Consider the following 15,550-nt stretch of genomic DNA (forward strand, 5'->3'; position numbering starts at 1 on the left):
GCGGCAATTGTGCCGCAAAAGCCGTGATCCAGACAGCAACGGCCGACCAGTGTTGCCGGTCTTCGGCGGCGCGGCTTATGCTCCGTCAAATTTTCTCGACACTCAGCCGTTGGATGATGCCCATGAATGCCCGCGCCCGAACCTTCGCGAGCCAACCCCACGTTGCCTCTTACTACGCCGCCAGCAGCCTGCCGCAGCCTGACCATCCGGCGCTGCAAGGCGAGCTGACGGCGGACGTGTGCGTGGTCGGCGGCGGCTTCTCCGGGCTGAACACCGCGCTGGAGCTGGCCGAACGCGGCCTCAGCGTGGTGTTGCTGGAAGCGCACCGGATCGGCTGGGGCGCCAGTGGCCGCAACGGCGGACAGTTGATTCGCGGGGTCGGCCACGGTCTCGATCAGTTCAGCAACGTCATCGGCGCTGACGGTGTACGCCAGATGAAACTGATGGGCCTGGAAGCAGTTGAAATCGTCCGCCAGCGCGTCGAGCGCTTTCAGATCCCGTGCGATCTGACCTGGGGCTATTGCGACCTCGCCAACAAGCCGGCCGACCTCGAAGGCTTTGCCGAAGACGCCGAAGAGCTGCGCAGCCTCGGCTATCGCTACCAAACCCGCCTGCTGCAAGCGGATGAAATGCACACCGTGGTCGGCTCCAAACGCTATGTCGGCGGCTTGATCGACATGGGCTCCGGGCATTTGCACCCGCTGAACCTGGCGCTGGGCGAAGCCGCTGCCGCACAGCAATTGGGTGTGAAGCTGTTCGAGCAATCGGCGGTGACGCGGATCGATTACGGCACCGAGGTTCGCGTCCACACCGCTCAAGGTTCAGTGCGGGCGAAAACCCTGGTGCTGGGCTGCAATGCTTACCTCAACGACCTCAATCCGCAACTCAGCGGCAAAGTGCTCCCGGCCGGCAGCTACATCATCGCCACCGAACCGTTGAGCGAAACCCAGGCGCACAGCCTGCTGCCGCAAAACATGGCGGTCTGCGACCAGCGGGTGGCGCTGGATTACTACCGGCTCTCGGCGGATCGGCGCCTGCTGTTCGGCGGTGCCTGCCATTATTCCGGGCGTGATCCGAAGGACATCGGCGCCTACATGCAACCGAAGATGCTCGACGTGTTTCCACAACTGGCAGGCGTGAAGATCGACTATCAATGGGGCGGGATGATCGGCATTGGTGCCAACCGGCTGCCGCAGATTGGCCGACTCAAAGACCAGCCGAACGTGTATTACGCCCAGGCCTACTCCGGGCACGGCGTTAATGCCACGCACTTGGCCGGCAAACTGCTGGCCGAGGCGATCAGCGGGCAGCACAGCGGCGGCTTTGATCTGTTTGCCAAGGTGCCGCACATCACCTTCCCGGGTGGCAAGCATTTGCGCTCGCCGTTGCTGGCGTTGGGGATGTTGTGGCATCGGCTCAAAGAGTTGGTCTGATGTTTTTGCTGCGTCCTTGAAGCCGCCATCGCTGGCAAGCCAGCTCCCACAGGTTTTTGCGGCGAATACAAATATTGTGAACACCAAATTACTGTGGGAGCTGGCTTGCCAGCGATGAGGCCCGCCAGAAAAATACAGGTTTCAGATCCGCCAGAACGGCTTCAACCCCTCTTCATGCGCCTGCTCCCGGGTCAGCCCAATATCTTTGAGCTGCTCCGGCGTCAGGTTCAAAAGCGCCTTGCGCGTGTGCAGACGATGCCAGAACAGGCCCCAGCGACTCAGGCCGGACGGCGCGTTGCGCATGGCGCTATTCCATGCGCTGTCCTCCTGCCCTGCCGCCAGTTCCTGACTGTGTAACGTCAGCCGCACATCGCTCAAGCCGTTCATTTTTGTCGCTCCTGTTTACTTGGGTAGCCAGAGATTCCATGATGCGCGGGTCGGCAAAAGCATTACAGATTCAACACATCTGTATTAATTCCATACAGATTTGCCGTTTCTGCGTCTGAATTACCGATTTTTGCTGCATCTGTACTGGTTTAACGAATCACCTGCATCGAGGCAGTGCCATGACCCTGTATGTGAACCTCGCCGAGCTGCTCGGCACCCGCATCGAACAAGGCTTCTACCGTCCCGGTGATCGCCTGCCTTCGGTGCGCGCCCTGAGCGTAGAACACGGGGTCAGCCTGAGCACCGTGCAGCAGGCCTATCGCATGCTTGAAGACAGCGGCCTGGCAACGCCGAAACCCAAGTCCGGCTACTTTGTGCCGGTCGGTCGCGAGCTGCCGGAGCTGCCTGCCGTCGGCCGTCCGGCGCAGCGGCCGGTGGAGATTTCGCAGTGGGATCAAGTGCTGGAGCTGATTCGCGCGGTACCGCGCAAGGACGTGGTGCAACTGGGTCGCGGCATGCCCGACGTGACCACGCCCACCCTGAAACCACTGCTGCGCGGGCTGGCGCGGATCAGCCGCCGGCAGGACATGCCCGGGCTGTATTACGACAACATCCACGGCACCCTCGAACTGCGCGAACAGATCGCCCGACTGATGCTCGATTCCGGCTGCCAGTTGAGCGCCAGCGATCTGGTGATCACCACCGGTTGCCACGAAGCGCTGTCCACCAGCATCCACGCGATCTGCGAGCCGGGCGATATCGTCGCGGTGGATTCGCCGAGCTTCCACGGCGCCATGCAGACCCTCAAAGGGCTGGGCATGAAAGCCCTGGAAATCCCCACCGATCCACTGACCGGCATCAGCCTCGAAGCGCTGGAACTGGCGCTGGAGCAGTGGCCGATCAAGGTCATCCAGATCACCCCCAACTGCAACAACCCGCTGGGCTACATCATGCCGGAGTCGCGCAAACGCGCGTTGTTGACGCTGGCGCAGCGTTTCGATGTGGCGATCATCGAGGACGACGTGTATGGCGAACTGGCTTACACCTACCCACGACCGCGCACGATCAAATCCTTCGACGAGGATGGTCGCGTGCTGCTGTGCAGCTCGTTTTCCAAGACCCTGGCGCCGGGGCTGCGCATCGGTTGGGTCGCGCCGGGACGGTATCTGGAACGGGTGCTGCACATGAAATACATCAGCACCGGTTCCACCGCGCCGCAGCCGCAGATTGCCATCGCAGAATTTCTCAAGTCCGGGCACTTCGAACCGCATTTGCGGCGGATGCGCACGCAATACCAGCGTAATCGCGACATCATGATCGACTGGGTCACTCGCTATTTTCCGCCCGGCACCCGCGCCAGCCGTCCACAGGGCAGCTTCATGCTCTGGGTCGAATTGCCGGAGGGTTTCGATACGCTGAAACTCAATCGTGCGTTGCATGACCAAGGCGTACAGATCGCCGTGGGCAGCATCTTTTCCGCCTCGGGCAAGTACCGCAATTGCCTGCGAATGAACTACGCTGCCAAACCGACACCGCAGATCGAAGAAGCGGTGCGCAAGGTCGGCGCAGCGGCGATCAAACTACTGGCCGAAGCCGACTGACCTTTTTCGAGTGATCAGCGTCCATATGCCGACCTTTGCAGCCGACCGGAACGTTCCTACGTGAGCTTCAGACAGCCCCTACTCGCTTTGCTGATGTTCGCCTCGCTCCTGAGCGGCTGCGCCAGCTTTGATGTACCCCGTGAGCCGAGCCAGGCCTTGCCTGCGTCGAAGTCCAGCTTCGGCCGCTCGATCCAGGCCCAGGCCGCGCCCTATCAGGGCCGTTCCGGCTTCCGCTTGCTGTCCAACAGCACTGAAGCGTTCACCGCGCGCGCCGAGCTGATCCGCAATGCGCAAACCAGCCTCGACTTGCAGTACTACATCGTTCACGACGGTGTCAGCACGCGGATGCTGGTGGAAGAACTGCTCAAGGCTGCCGACCGCGGCGTGCGCGTACGCATCCTGCTCGATGACACCACCAGCGACGGTCTGGACACGATCATCGCCACGCTGGCGGCGCACCCACAAATCCAGATTCGCCTGTTCAACCCGCTGCACCTGGGTCGCAGCACCGGCGTGACCCGCGCAGCCGGACGCCTGTTCAACCTGTCGCTGCAACACCGGCGCATGCACAACAAACTGTTTCTGGCCGACAACAGCGCGGCCATCGTCGGCGGGCGCAATCTGGGCGACGAGTACTTCGATGCCGAGCCGAACCTGAATTTCACCGACATCGACATGCTCAGCGTGGGCCCGGTGGCCGAACAGCTCGGGCACAGTTTTGACCAGTACTGGAACAGCGCGCTGAGCAAGCTGATCGACGAATTCCTCTCCAGCAAACCGAGCATCAAAGACCTGCAAAACACCCGCACGCGCCTGGAAGAATCGCTGGATGAAACCCGCAAACAGAACCACGCGCTGTATCAACAGTTGATGACGTTCAAGACCGCGCCACGCATGGATATCTGGCGCAAGGAACTAATCTGGGCCTGGAACCAGGCACTGTGGGACGCGCCAAGCAAGGTGCTGGCCAAGGACGAGCCGGATCCGCAACTGCTGCTGACCACGCAACTGGCGCCGGAACTGCGCGGCGTCAGCAAAGAGTTGATCATGATTTCGGCGTACTTCGTGCCCGGCCAGCCGGGGCTGGTGTACCTGACCGGACGCGCCGACGCCGGGGTCTCGGTGAGCCTGCTGACCAATTCGCTGGAAGCCACCGATGTGCCAGCGGTGCACGGCGGGTACGCGCCGTACCGCAAGGCGTTGCTGGAACACGGTGTGAAACTGTATGAACTGCGCCGTCAGCCTGGGGATAACTATGGCAGCGGTCCGCATTTGTTTTACAGCAAGTCGTTCCGCGGCTCGGACTCCAGTCTGCACAGCAAGGCGATGATTTTCGATCGACAGAAAGCATTTATCGGCTCGTTCAACTTCGATCCGCGCTCAGTGTTGTGGAACACCGAAGTCGGGGTGCTGGTGGACAGCCCGGAGCTGGCCGGACACGTGCGCGAACTGGCGCTGCAAGGCATGGCGCCAGCCCTGAGTTATCAGGCGAAATTGCAGGATCGGAAGATTGTCTGGGTGACCGAGGACAACGGTCAGATGCACACGCTGACCCAGGAACCCGGGAGCTGGTGGCGGCGCTTCAATGCGTGGTTCAGCACCACGGTGGGCCTGGAACGGATGCTTTAAAAAGCAAAAGATCGCAGCCTGCGGCAGCTCCTACACTGGAGGAATGCGGTTTCCCTGCAGGCTGCGATCTTTTGACCTTAAGCCGTCTGCACCGCCCCGAATGCACCTTGGCGCATCAGGAGAATCACCAACCCGAACGCCCCGACCGCCATCAACAATGGCAACGCATGCCCGCTGATCCACTGGCTGCCCGCCCCCGCGAGCAAAGGCCCGATCAGACAGCCCACACCCCACAGCTGCGCAATGTGCGCATTGGCTCGCACCAGCGCATCGTCGCGATAACGCTCGCCGATCAGGATCAGTGACAAGGTGAACAGGCCACCGGCACTGGCCCCGAACAACACCCACAACGGCCAGATCAGCAGCGTATCGATCAACAGCGGAATCGCCAGGCTCGACAGCATCAGGATCACCGCGCATCCGGTGAACAACGTGCGCCGCGACAGGTAGTCTGCCAACGCGCCAATCGGCAGTTGCAACAGCGCGTCGCCGACCACCACGGTGCTGACCATCGCCAACGCAATCTCGGCAGTGAAGCCCTGCTGCAGGCAATACACCGGCAGCAGCGTGAGGATCATCGCCTCGAACGCGGCGAACAACGATACCGCCCAGGCAATCGCCGGCAACTCGCGGGCAAATCCCCAGAGATCGCCGAAGGTCACACTGCTGGCTTCACTGCTCGGTGCCCCGCTGCGGCCCATCAACAGAAAAGGCGAAACCGTCAGCAACCCGACGCCGACCCAAAATCCATAATCATGTTCAGTACCCAGCGCCCCCAGAAGCAATGGACCAGACAGTTGGCTCAATGCATAACTGCTGCCATACAGCGCGACCAACCGCCCGCGCCAGTGTTCGACGACCAGTTGGTTGATCCAGCTTTCGCCAAGGATGAACACGATGGTCAGGATCACCCCGATCATCAGGCGTAATACCAGCCAGATCGGATAACTCGGCAGCAGCGCCAGCAAGCCGATCGACAACGCGCCGGCCCACAGGCACAGGCGCATCAGGTTGGCTGTGCCGAAACGCGCCGCCAGATGACTGGAAATCTTCGCGCCCAGCAATACGCCAATCGCCGGCATCGCCGCCATCACGCCGATGGCGAAAGAGCCATAGCCCCAACCCTCCAGACGCAACGACACCAGCGGCATGCTGACCCCCAGGGCCAGACCGACACTCAAGACAGACGCCAACACGGCGAAATACGTCGCCCAACGCATGGTCCACGCTCCTGTGGATTATTTTTATGTACACCACAAAACCAAATGTGGGAGCAAACCCTGTGGTGAGGGGATTCATCCACGACAGGTCGCGCAGCGACCTCAAAACCTGCACCATCAAATGCACTGGTTTTGCGACTGCTTCGCAGCCGATCGGGGATAAATCCCCTCCCCACAGAGACTTGCTCCCACAGGGATCTCTGTTCGATTCGGGAGCCTGATTCACTCAGGCTCCCATCAACGATTTACAGCTTGATCCACGTCGCCTTCAGCTCGGTGTACTTGTCGAATGCATGCAGCGACTTGTCACGACCGTTGCCCGACTGCTTGAAGCCACCGAACGGTGCGGTCATGTCGCCGCCGTCATACTGGTTGACCCACACGCTACCGGCGCGCAGCGCTTTGGCGGTCAGGTGCGCTTTGGAGATGTCCTGGGTCCAGACTGCTGCGGCCAGGCCATACGGCGTATCGTTGGCGATCTGGATCGCCTCTTCGGCGGTGTCGAAAGCGATGACCGACAGCACCGGGCCGAAGATCTCTTCCTGAGCGATCTTCATTGCGTTGCTCACGCCGTCGAAAATCGTCGGCTCGACGTAGGTGCCACCGGTTTCCTGGAGGATGCGCTTGCCGCCAGCGACAAGTTTGGCGCCGTCGCTGTGACCGGATTCGATGTACGACAGCACGGTGTTCATCTGCTGGGTATCGACCAGCGCACCAACGTTGGTCGCCGGATCCAGTGGATTGCCCGGCTTCCAGGTTTTCAGCGCCTCGATCACCATCGGCAGGAATTTGTCCTTGATCGAACGCTCGACCAGCAGACGCGAACCGGCGGTGCAGACCTCGCCCTGGTTGAAGGCAATGGCGCTGGCGGCGGATTCGGCAGCGGCTTGCAGGTCCGGCGCATCAGCGAAGACGATGTTCGGGCTCTTGCCGCCGGCTTCCAGCCACACGCGCTTCATGTTCGATTCGCCGGAGTAGATCATCAACTGCTTGGCGATTTTGGTCGAACCAGTGAACACCAGCGTGTCGACATCGTTGTGCAACGCCAGCGCCTTGCCAACGGTGTGGCCGTAGCCCGGCAGCACGTTGAGCACGCCTTTCGGAATGCCGGCCTCAACCGCCAGCGCAGCGATGCGGATGGCAGTCAGCGGGGATTTTTCAGACGGCTTGAGGATCACCGAGTTACCGGTCGACAACGCCGGGCCGAGTTTCCAGCAGGCCATCATCAGCGGGAAGTTCCACGGCACGATGGCGCCGACCACGCCGACCGGCTCGCGGGTCACCAGACCCAGTTGATCGTGCGGAGTGGCGGCGACTTCGTCGTAGATCTTGTCGATCGCCTCGCCGCTCCAGCTCAGGGCCTGCGCCGCGCCGGGCACGTCGATGTACAGCGAATCACTGATCGGCTTGCCCATGTCGAGGGTTTCGAGCAGCGCCAGTTCTTCGGCGTGCTGCTTGAGCAGGCCGGCGAAACGAATCATGGTGGCTTTGCGTTTGGTCGGTGCCAGGCGCGACCAGACGCCGGAATTGAAGGTGGCGCGAGCGCTTTCCACAGCGCGCTGAGCGTCGGCGGCGTCACAGCTGGCGATCTTGCCCAGCAGACGGCCATCGACCGGGCTGATGCACTCGAAAGTCTCGCCAGAAACGGCGTCGGTGTATTCACCGTTGAGGTAGGCGCGGCCTTCGATCTTCAGGTCGCGGGCGCGTTGTTCCCAATCGGCACGAGTCAGGGTGGTCATTCGAGTGTCCTCCTCTTGTTGAATAGAGCGCCGCGTTCTTCGCGGTCGTCTTCAGGAATGCTGCCCGGCCAGCCTGCTTTTCGGCCCAAGGCACCCGCCACCCTAAACCAGCGGCCGGGTTTGTTTCAATATATTTGACATAAGCGCGCCATACGACCTTGCGGTGTTCATTTTAATAAACATAGACTTTGGCACTTTCAAGTCACCGCGCCGTCATCACGGGAGAAAACAACAATGAACATCCAGAACGTCGTCGACATCAGCCTGACCACCAGCGCAGCCGAACGCTATCGCCCGGATCCGGCCAAAGTGCTCAAGGGCGATCCCGAGCAAGCGGTGTTCAACCAGTACGACAGCCCTTGCGGGCAAATGGGTGTCGGCGTGTGGGAAGGCGCGGTTGGCCAATGGACGGTGAACTACACCGAGCACGAATATTGCGAAATCCTGCAGGGAGTTTCGGTGCTGCGTGACAGCGATGGCAATGCCAAGACCTTGCGCGTGGGTGACCGCTTTGTGATTCCAGCGGGCTTCCGTGGCACCTGGGAAGTGCTGGAGGCTTGCCGCAAGGTCTATGTGATCTTTGAACAGAAGGCTTGAGGACTTTCGCCGACTGCTCCGGCCCTATCGCTGGCAAGCCAGCTCCCACAGGTTTTGTGGTTAACACCAATATTGTGAACACCGGTAATCACTGTGGGAGCTGGCTTGCCAGCGATGAGGCCCGGCCTGACACCGCAGAAATCCGAGGCAACAAAAAAGGCCCGTATCGTGAGATACGGGCCTTTTTCGTAAGTCGGGAAAAATCAATTACTTGATTTTGCCTTCCTTGTAGATCACGTGCTTGCGAACAACCGGATCATATTTCTTGATCTCGATTTTGTCCGGGGTAGTACGCTTGTTCTTGTCGGTAGTGTAGAAGTGACCAGTACCGGCGCTCGAAATCAAACGAATCAATTCACGCATGATTAGCTCCCTTAAATCTTGCCGTCGCGACGCAGCTCGGCCAGCACAACGCTGATGCCACGCTTGTCGATGATACGCATGCCTTTGGCGGAAACGCGCAGGCGTACGAAACGTTTCTCTTCTTCAACCCAGAAGCGGTGATGCTGCAGGTTCGGCAGGAAACGACGACGGGTTTTGTTGTTTGCGTGGGAAATGTTATTCCCGGTTACCGGACCCTTACCGGTAACTTGACATACTCTCGACATGCCTCAGCCCTCTAAAACCACATGCCCAACCCGGCATGGGTTGGCCGCTTAATCTCTCAGTCATTTGGCGCCAGGCGCCGCGTTTCTTTAGAGGTCTTACCGGCTACACCTACAGTGAAGGAACCGGGCCCCTAGAAAAGAGCGCTGCTTTATACCAGAAAGACCGGGGTGCAACAACAATGGATGTGCAATCGACCGGTAAAAACGCGCATTTTCCGGCTGCGGACGCTTTGGATAAAGGCTGAGGCGCGTTTTGACCACTCGTCGCAGAAAACCGCTCTAAAAGAGGTTCCCGACTTTTCCTCGTGCACCGTGGTCTGAAAAACACCATTGTCCCGGCCCGAAAAATGCAAAAAGGGGATAGTCATTTGCAATCCAGCCCTCTAGGGTAACCCTTTTCCAGACTGCACCTGCAGATGGGCCTTCGATCTGTAAAGGAAGCCGACCATGCGCCTCGCTGCCCTACCCCTGTTGCTCGCCCCGCTTCTGCTGAGCCCCCTGGCCCAGGCTGCCGCCCTGAGCGTGTGCACCGAGGCCAGCCCTGAAGGGTTCGACGTGGTGCAATACAACTCGCTGACCACCACCAATGCCTCGGCCGACGTACTGATGAACCGCCTGGTGGACTTCGACACCGCCAGCGGCAAAGTCGTGCCAAGCCTGGCCGACAGCTGGGAAGTCAGCCCCGATGGCCTGAGTTACGCGTTCAAGCTGCACCCGCAGGTGAAGTTTCACAGCACTGACTATTTCAAGCCGACCCGCACCCTGAGCGCCGAAGACGTCAAGTTCAGCTTCGACCGCATGCTCGACCCGGCCAACCCATGGCACAAAGTGGCGCAAAGCGGCTTCCCGCACGCCCAGTCCATGCAGTTGCCGACGCTGATCAAGAAGATCGACGCACTCGACCCGCTGACCGTGCGCTTTACCCTCGACCACCCGGATTCGACGTTTCTCGCGACGCTGAGCATGGGCTTCGCCTCCATCTATTCCGCCGAATATGCGGACAAGCTGCTCAAGGCCGACGCCACGGACAAGCTCAACAGCCAACCGATCGGCACCGGTCCGTTCGTGTTCACGCGCTTCCAGAAAGACGCCTCGGTGCGCTACAAGGCCAACCCGGACTATTTTGGCGGCAAGCCTGCGGTCGATCCGCTGATCTTCGCCATCACCCCGGACGCCAACGTGCGCCTGCAAAAACTGCGGCGCAACGAGTGCCAGATCGCTCTGTCGCCAAAACCGCTGGACGTGAAGGCCGCGCAAGAAGAGCCGACGCTGAAAGTGGAAAAGACTGACGCGTTCATGACCGCTTTCGTCGGCATCAACAGCCAGCATCCACCGCTCGACAAACCGGAAGTGCGCCAGGCGATCAACCTCGCCTTCGACAAAGCCAACTACGTCAAAGCCGTGTTCGAAGACACTGCCGAACCCGCCAACGGCCCTTACCCGCCGAACACCTGGAGCTACGCGAAGAACCTGCCAGGCTATCCGCACGACGTGGCCAAAGCCAAGGCGCTGCTGGCCAAGGCCGGACTCAAGGACGGCTTCCAGACCACCATCTGGACGCGTCCGTCCGGCAGCCTGCTCAACCCGAACCCGAGCCTGGGCGCACAGTTGCTGCAATCGGACCTGGCGGAAATCGGCATTCAGGCGGAAATCCGTGTGATTGAGTGGGGCGAACTGATTCGCCGTGCCAAGGCGGGCGAGCATGACCTGCTGTTCATGGGCTGGGCCGGTGACAACGGTGACCCGGACAACTTCCTCACGCCGCAGTTTTCCTGCGCAGCGGTCAAGTCCGGCACCAACTTCGCCCGCTACTGCAATGCCGACCTGGACAAGCTGATCAGCGCTGGCAAGACCACCAGCGAACAGGGCGTGCGCACCAAACTCTACGAGCAGGCGCAGGCGCAGATTCAGCAGCAGGCGCTGTGGTTGCCACTGGCCCACCCGACCGCCTATGCGCTGACGCGTAAAGACGTTCAGGGTTACTCCGTCAGCCCGTTTGGGCGGCAGGACTACTCTAAGGTCAACCTCAAATAACCCACCACAGCACAATCCCCCTGTAGGAGCTGCCGGAGGCTGCGATCTTTTGATTTTGTTTTTCAGATCAAAAGATCGCAGCCTCCGGCAGCTCCTGCAGAGGGTAGGCCGGCTACATCCAGCCACACTCCGCCATCGACAGCGGTTCGCCATCGCCGACAATAAAGTGATCGAGCACCCGCACATCAATCAGATCCAGAGCCTTCTGCAAACGCTTGGTCAGTTGCCGATCCGCCTGGCTCGGATCGCTGTTCCCCGATGGATGGTTGTGGCAGAGAATCACCGCCGCCGCGTTGTTGGCCAATGAGCGCTTCACCACTTCCCGGGGATGCACGCTGGTATTGTCGATCGAGCCGCGAAATAGCGCCTCGAACGTCAGCACTTGATGCTTGGAATCAAGAAACAGGCAGCCAAACACCTCGTGGGGCTCATGGCGCAGCATGGATTTGAGGTAATCCCGAACAGCCTGTGGATTCTCCAGTGCCGGCTCTCTACGTGAGCGCTCGGCCAGATACCGGCGGTTCATTTCTTGGGCAGCCTGCAACTGCGCAAACTTTGCGGGCCCCAGCCCCAACTGTTTGCTGAATGCTTCCTGATCGGCCTCAAGCAACAAACGCAGGCTGCCGAACTGATTCAACAAGTGTCGCGCCAGGTCCACTGCGCTTTTTCCAGCGACTCCCGTACGCAAAAAAATCGCCAGTAACTCGGCGTCTGAAAGGCTCGCAGGGCCCTGTTCCAACAACCTTTCTCGCGGCCGCTCCGCCGCCGGCCAATCGCGAATACTCATACACGTTCCTTGTCTGTGGGCGCCGCTGTTCCGTAGCGGTCGCTGTGATATCGTAGCCCATCTTTTTTGCGGGCGAATTCACCCTGGGGAGGGGGTTTCGCCACGTATCAACCACGAAATGAAAGGCAGACCTATGCAGCGGCTGTATCGGAAACGCATCGTTCTGGGCGTCGGCGGCGGCATTGCGGCCTACAAGAGCGCCGATCTGGTTCGTCGCCTGATCGACCAGGGCGCCGAAGTGCGCGTGGTCATGACCCATGGCGGCGCCGAGTTCATTACCCCGCTGACCATGCAAGCGCTGTCCGGGCACCCGGTTCACCTGGACTTGCTCGACCCGGCTGCCGAAGCGGCGATGGGCCACATCGAGCTGGCCAAGTGGGCCGATCTGGTATTGATCGCCCCGGCCACCGCCGACCTGATCGCCCGTCTGGCCCAAGGCATCGCCAACGATTTGCTGACCACGCTGGTTCTTGCTACCGACGCCGTAGTGGCCGTCGCGCCGGCAATGAACCAGGCCATGTGGCGCGACCCGGCGACCCAGGCCAATCTGCAACTGCTTGAAAGCCGTGGCCTGAAGACCTTCGGCCCGGCCTCCGGCAGTCAGGCCTGCGGCGACGTCGGCATGGGCCGGATGATGGAAGCCACCGATCTGGCGCAGTGTGCGGCGGACTGCTTCCAGCGTCAGGCACTGACCGGCAAGCACGTAGTGATCACCGCCGGCCCGACCCAGGAAAACATCGACCCGGTGCGCTACATCACCAACCACAGCTCCGGGAAAATGGGCTTTGCTCTGGCCGAAGCCGCGGTGGAAGCCGGCGCCCGCGTGACCCTGATCAGCGGCCCGGTGCACCTGCCAACGCCGGATCGCGTCACGCGCATCGACGTGGTCAGTGCCCGCGACATGCTCGCGGCCTGCGAATCCGCCATCCCATGTGATGTGTTCATCGCCTCGGCAGCGGTGGCGGACTACCGTCCGGAAGTCGTTGCCCCGCAAAAACTCAAGAAAGACCCTACAAGCGGCGACGGCTTCGTCCTGCAAATGGTGCGTAACCCGGACATCCTGGCCACCATCGCGACCCGTCCCGACCGTCCGTTCAGTGTCGGCTTCGCCGCCGAGACCGAACACCTGCTCGACTACGCTGCACGCAAGCTGAAAGACAAGAATCTCGATTTGATCGTCGCCAACGACGTGGCCAATCCGAGCATCGGGTTCAACAGCGAAGAAAACGCCTGCAGCGTGATCGACCGTGAGCTTCACGCCACCGTTTTCGCCCAGACCAGCAAGGGCAAGATCGCTCGCCAACTGGTCACTTTTATCGCCGAACGTCTGAACCAGGTTTAATTTACATGCACGCTTTGCAAGCCAAGATCCTCGACCCCCGCATCGGTACCGAATTCCCGCTGCCACAATACGCCACCCCGGGCTCCGCCGGCCTCGACCTGCGCGCCATGCTGGAGCAGGACATCGTGATCAAGCCGGGTGAAACCGTGCTGATCCCTACCGGTCTGTCGGTCTACATCGGCGACCCGAACCTCGCCGCGCTGATCCTGCCGCGCTCGGGCATGGGCCACAAGCACGGCATCGTGCTGGGCAACCTCGTCGGCCTGATCGACTCGGACTACCAGGGCCCGCTGATGGTGTCCTGCTGGAACCGTGGCCAGAGCGACTTCACCATGACCGTCGGCGAGCGCCTGGCGCAACTGGTGCTGGTGCCGGTAGTACAGGCGCACTTCGAAATGGTGGAAGAGTTCGTCGAAACCGAGCGCGGCGCGGGCGGCTTCGGTCATACCGGCACTAAATAACCCTGAAACATTATTGTGGCGAGGGGATTTATCCCCGATGGGCTGCGAAGCGGCCCCAAGACTTTTGGATCTGTTGCGCAGCCATCGGGGATAAATCCCCTCACCACAAATTTGTGCATTTTCGACAGCAGGTTTTAACACCGAAAATCAAGGTTTTGCCGGCCAAAAGCCACGCCAGCCGAGGCGTCATGGCCCTTTCACACCACGAACTCTCTGTGGAAAACGCCGTCATACCCTTCAGTTTGAGCCTGCCGCCGAGTGAATCGTCGGTCTGTCCCGCCCTTTTCGAGATGGAGCATTTGTGCAGATGAGCACCCCAGCCAAGATCGCCCCGAAGCTTCCCGACAGCATCTTCCGCGCCTACGACATTCGCGGCACCGTGCCGGAATTCCTCAATGCCGAAACCGCGTACTGGATTGGCCGCGCCATCGGCTCGCAGAGCCTGGCCCAGGGTGAACCGAACGTGTCGGTCGGCCGCGACGGGCGCCTGTCCGGCCCGGAGCTGGTTGCCGAACTGATCCGCGGTATCGCCGAGAGCGGCTGTCACGTCAGCGACGTTGGTCTGGTGCCGACGCCGGCGCTGTACTACGCGGCCAACGTGCTGGCCGGCAAGTCTGGCGTAATGCTCACCGGCAGCCACAACCCGTCGAACTACAACGGCTTCAAGATCGTGATCGCCGGCGACACCCTCGCCAACGAGCAGATCCAGGTGCTGCACGAGCGCATCAAGACCAATGACCTGACCAGCGGTCAGGGCAGCGTCACTCAGGTCGAAATCCTCGACCGCTACACCACCGAAATCGTCCAGGACGTCAAACTGGCCCGCCGCCTGAAAGTCGTGGTCGACTGCGGCAACGGCGCGGCCGGCGTGATCGCTCCGCAACTGATCGAAGCGCTGAACTGCGAAGTCATCCCGCTGTTCTGCGAAGTCGATGGCAACTTCCCCAACCACCACCCGGACCCGGGCAAACCCGAGAACCTCGTCGACCTGATCGCCAAGGTCAAGGAAACCAACGCCGATCTCGGCCTGGCCTTCGACGGCGACGGCGACCGTGTCGGCGTGGTGACCAACACCGGCAGCATCGTCTACCCGGATCGCCTGCTGATGCTGTTTGCCCGCGACGTGGTGGCGCGCAATCCCGATGCGGAAATCATCTTCGACGTCAAATGCACCCGCCGCCTGGTGCCGCTGATCAAGGAGTACGGTGGTCGCCCGCTAATGTGGAAGACCGGTCATTCGTTGATCAAAAAGAAAATGAAACAATCCGGCGCTCTATTGGCCGGCGAGATGAGCGGGCACATCTTCTTCAAGGAGCGCTGGTTCGGTTTCGACGACGGTATTTACAGCGCCGCACGGCTGCTGGAGATCCTCAGCAAGGAAAAATCCACCGCCGAAGAGCTGTTTGCGACCTTCCCGAACGATATTTCTACGCCGGAAATCAATATCCATGTGACCGAAGAGAGCAAATTCAGCATCATTGATGCACTGCACGACGCACAGTGGGGTCCAGGCGCTGACCTGACCACCATCGACGGCGTGCGAGTCGATTACGCCAAAGGCTGGGGCCTGGTGCGCGCCTCCAACACCACACCGGTGCTGGTGCTGCGTTTCGAGGCCGATGACGAGGCAGAACTTGCGCGTATCAAGGCGGTGTTCCACACCCAACTGAAACGCGTTGCACCTGATCTCCAACTACCGTTCTGATTCACCC

At 60.7% G+C, this 15,550-nt stretch carries 13 protein-coding genes and 1 pseudogene; 8 read left to right on the plus strand and 6 right to left on the minus strand.

Annotated elements, in window-relative coordinates:
* Positions 1-122 precede the first annotated feature (122 nt).
* The gene (locus tag GTQ41_RS27350; RefSeq protein ID WP_047297269.1) at positions 123-1,433 is read left to right on the plus strand and encodes an FAD-binding oxidoreductase; all 1,311 of its coding nucleotides are present in this window, start codon (positions 123-125) and stop codon (positions 1,431-1,433) included.
* Positions 1,434-1,574: 141 nt separating this feature from the next.
* Here GTQ41_RS27350 and GTQ41_RS27355 read toward each other — a convergent pair whose 3' ends face one another.
* Positions 1,575-1,820 (minus strand): DUF1127 domain-containing protein, encoded by a 246-nt coding sequence (locus tag GTQ41_RS27355; RefSeq protein WP_047297270.1) that lies wholly within the window; start codon positions 1,818-1,820, stop codon positions 1,575-1,577.
* 179 nt (positions 1,821-1,999) lie between these two features.
* Between GTQ41_RS27355 and GTQ41_RS27360 the strand changes: the two genes are divergently transcribed.
* Together GTQ41_RS27360 and GTQ41_RS27365 are read left to right on the plus strand one after the other, a co-directional pair.
* Positions 2,000-3,421: a PLP-dependent aminotransferase family protein gene (locus GTQ41_RS27360; protein ID WP_047297271.1), complete on the plus strand. Its 1,422-nt coding sequence runs from the start codon at positions 2,000-2,002 to the stop codon at positions 3,419-3,421.
* Positions 3,422-3,481: 60 nt separating this feature from the next.
* Complete coding sequence (locus GTQ41_RS27365) at positions 3,482-5,050, plus strand: phospholipase D family protein (RefSeq protein WP_047297272.1); 1,569 nt, start codon at positions 3,482-3,484, stop codon at positions 5,048-5,050.
* Between the two features lie 77 nt (positions 5,051-5,127).
* Here GTQ41_RS27365 and GTQ41_RS27370 read toward each other — a convergent pair whose 3' ends face one another.
* Both GTQ41_RS27370 and GTQ41_RS27375 read right to left on the minus strand, forming a co-directional pair.
* Positions 5,128-6,270, minus strand: a complete 1,143-nt coding sequence (locus GTQ41_RS27370) for an MFS transporter (protein ID WP_047297273.1) — start codon at positions 6,268-6,270, stop codon at positions 5,128-5,130.
* 245 nt (positions 6,271-6,515) lie between these two features.
* Entirely contained in the window at positions 6,516-8,009 is a 1,494-nt protein-coding gene (locus tag GTQ41_RS27375; protein WP_047297274.1) for an aldehyde dehydrogenase, read from the minus strand.
* A 234-nt stretch (positions 8,010-8,243) separates the two neighbouring features.
* Between GTQ41_RS27375 and GTQ41_RS27380 the strand changes: the two genes are divergently transcribed.
* The gene (locus GTQ41_RS27380; RefSeq protein WP_041071946.1) at positions 8,244-8,606 is read left to right on the plus strand and encodes a cupin domain-containing protein; all 363 of its coding nucleotides are present in this window, start codon (positions 8,244-8,246) and stop codon (positions 8,604-8,606) included.
* 207 nt (positions 8,607-8,813) lie between these two features.
* Here the strand turns inward: GTQ41_RS27380 and rpmG are convergent, their stop codons facing one another.
* Positions 8,814-8,969 (minus strand): 50S ribosomal protein L33, encoded by a 156-nt coding sequence (rpmG, locus tag GTQ41_RS27385; protein WP_003177274.1) that lies wholly within the window; start codon positions 8,967-8,969, stop codon positions 8,814-8,816.
* A gap of 11 nt (positions 8,970-8,980) precedes the next feature.
* Positions 8,981-9,214: a 50S ribosomal protein L28 gene (gene rpmB, locus GTQ41_RS27390; RefSeq protein WP_003229474.1), complete on the minus strand. Its 234-nt coding sequence runs from the start codon at positions 9,212-9,214 to the stop codon at positions 8,981-8,983.
* A gap of 447 nt (positions 9,215-9,661) precedes the next feature.
* On the opposite strand from rpmB, the gene GTQ41_RS27395 reads away from it, so the two are divergent.
* The gene (locus tag GTQ41_RS27395) at positions 9,662-11,248 is read left to right on the plus strand and encodes an ABC transporter substrate-binding protein (RefSeq protein WP_047297275.1); all 1,587 of its coding nucleotides are present in this window, start codon (positions 9,662-9,664) and stop codon (positions 11,246-11,248) included.
* 112 nt (positions 11,249-11,360) lie between these two features.
* Here GTQ41_RS27395 and radC read toward each other — a convergent pair whose 3' ends face one another.
* Positions 11,361-12,035 (minus strand): DNA repair protein RadC, encoded by a 675-nt coding sequence (gene radC, locus GTQ41_RS27400; RefSeq protein ID WP_047297276.1) that lies wholly within the window; start codon positions 12,033-12,035, stop codon positions 11,361-11,363.
* A 133-nt stretch (positions 12,036-12,168) separates the two neighbouring features.
* Between radC and coaBC the strand changes: the two genes are divergently transcribed.
* The 3 genes and pseudogenes from coaBC to GTQ41_RS27415 form a co-directional block, all read left to right on the plus strand.
* On the plus strand, positions 12,169-13,377 hold the full coding sequence (gene coaBC / locus GTQ41_RS27405) for a bifunctional phosphopantothenoylcysteine decarboxylase/phosphopantothenate--cysteine ligase CoaBC (RefSeq protein ID WP_041071937.1): 1,209 nt from the start codon (positions 12,169-12,171) through the stop codon (positions 13,375-13,377).
* Positions 13,378-13,382: 5 nt separating this feature from the next.
* Entirely contained in the window at positions 13,383-13,838 is a 456-nt protein-coding gene (gene dut / locus GTQ41_RS27410) for a dUTP diphosphatase (protein ID WP_003229483.1), read from the plus strand.
* A gap of 307 nt (positions 13,839-14,145) precedes the next feature.
* Positions 14,146-15,543, plus strand: a pseudogene (locus tag GTQ41_RS27415) (phosphomannomutase/phosphoglucomutase); the annotation flags it as partial.
* Positions 15,544-15,550: the final 7 nt, after the last annotated feature.

The organism is Pseudomonas sp. AN-B15 (assembly GCF_019056475.1).
Classification (GTDB): Bacteria; Pseudomonadota; Gammaproteobacteria; order Pseudomonadales; family Pseudomonadaceae; genus Aquipseudomonas; species Aquipseudomonas parakoreensis.

Excerpts from the sequence above, each read along its gene's own strand:
- rpmB (WP_003229474.1), bottom strand. The coding sequence starts at position 9,214 with ATGTCGAGAGTATGTCAAGTTACCGGTAAGGGTCCGGTAACCGGGAAT.
- GTQ41_RS27360 (WP_047297271.1), top strand. The coding sequence starts at position 2,000 with ATGACCCTGTATGTGAACCTCGCCGAGCTGCTCGGCACCCGCATCGAA.
- GTQ41_RS27375 (WP_047297274.1), bottom strand. The coding sequence starts at position 8,009 with ATGACCACCCTGACTCGTGCCGATTGGGAACAACGCGCCCGCGACCTG.
- GTQ41_RS27370 (WP_047297273.1), bottom strand. The coding sequence starts at position 6,270 with ATGCGTTGGGCGACGTATTTCGCCGTGTTGGCGTCTGTCTTGAGTGTC.
- coaBC (WP_041071937.1), top strand. The coding sequence starts at position 12,169 with ATGCAGCGGCTGTATCGGAAACGCATCGTTCTGGGCGTCGGCGGCGGC.
- GTQ41_RS27395 (WP_047297275.1), top strand. The coding sequence starts at position 9,662 with ATGCGCCTCGCTGCCCTACCCCTGTTGCTCGCCCCGCTTCTGCTGAGC.
- GTQ41_RS27355 (WP_047297270.1), bottom strand. The coding sequence starts at position 1,820 with ATGAACGGCTTGAGCGATGTGCGGCTGACGTTACACAGTCAGGAACTG.
- GTQ41_RS27350 (WP_047297269.1), top strand. The coding sequence starts at position 123 with ATGAATGCCCGCGCCCGAACCTTCGCGAGCCAACCCCACGTTGCCTCT.
- rpmG (WP_003177274.1), bottom strand. The coding sequence starts at position 8,969 with ATGCGTGAATTGATTCGTTTGATTTCGAGCGCCGGTACTGGTCACTTC.
- GTQ41_RS27380 (WP_041071946.1), top strand. The coding sequence starts at position 8,244 with ATGAACATCCAGAACGTCGTCGACATCAGCCTGACCACCAGCGCAGCC.
- dut (WP_003229483.1), top strand. The coding sequence starts at position 13,383 with ATGCACGCTTTGCAAGCCAAGATCCTCGACCCCCGCATCGGTACCGAA.
- radC (WP_047297276.1), bottom strand. The coding sequence starts at position 12,035 with ATGAGTATTCGCGATTGGCCGGCGGCGGAGCGGCCGCGAGAAAGGTTG.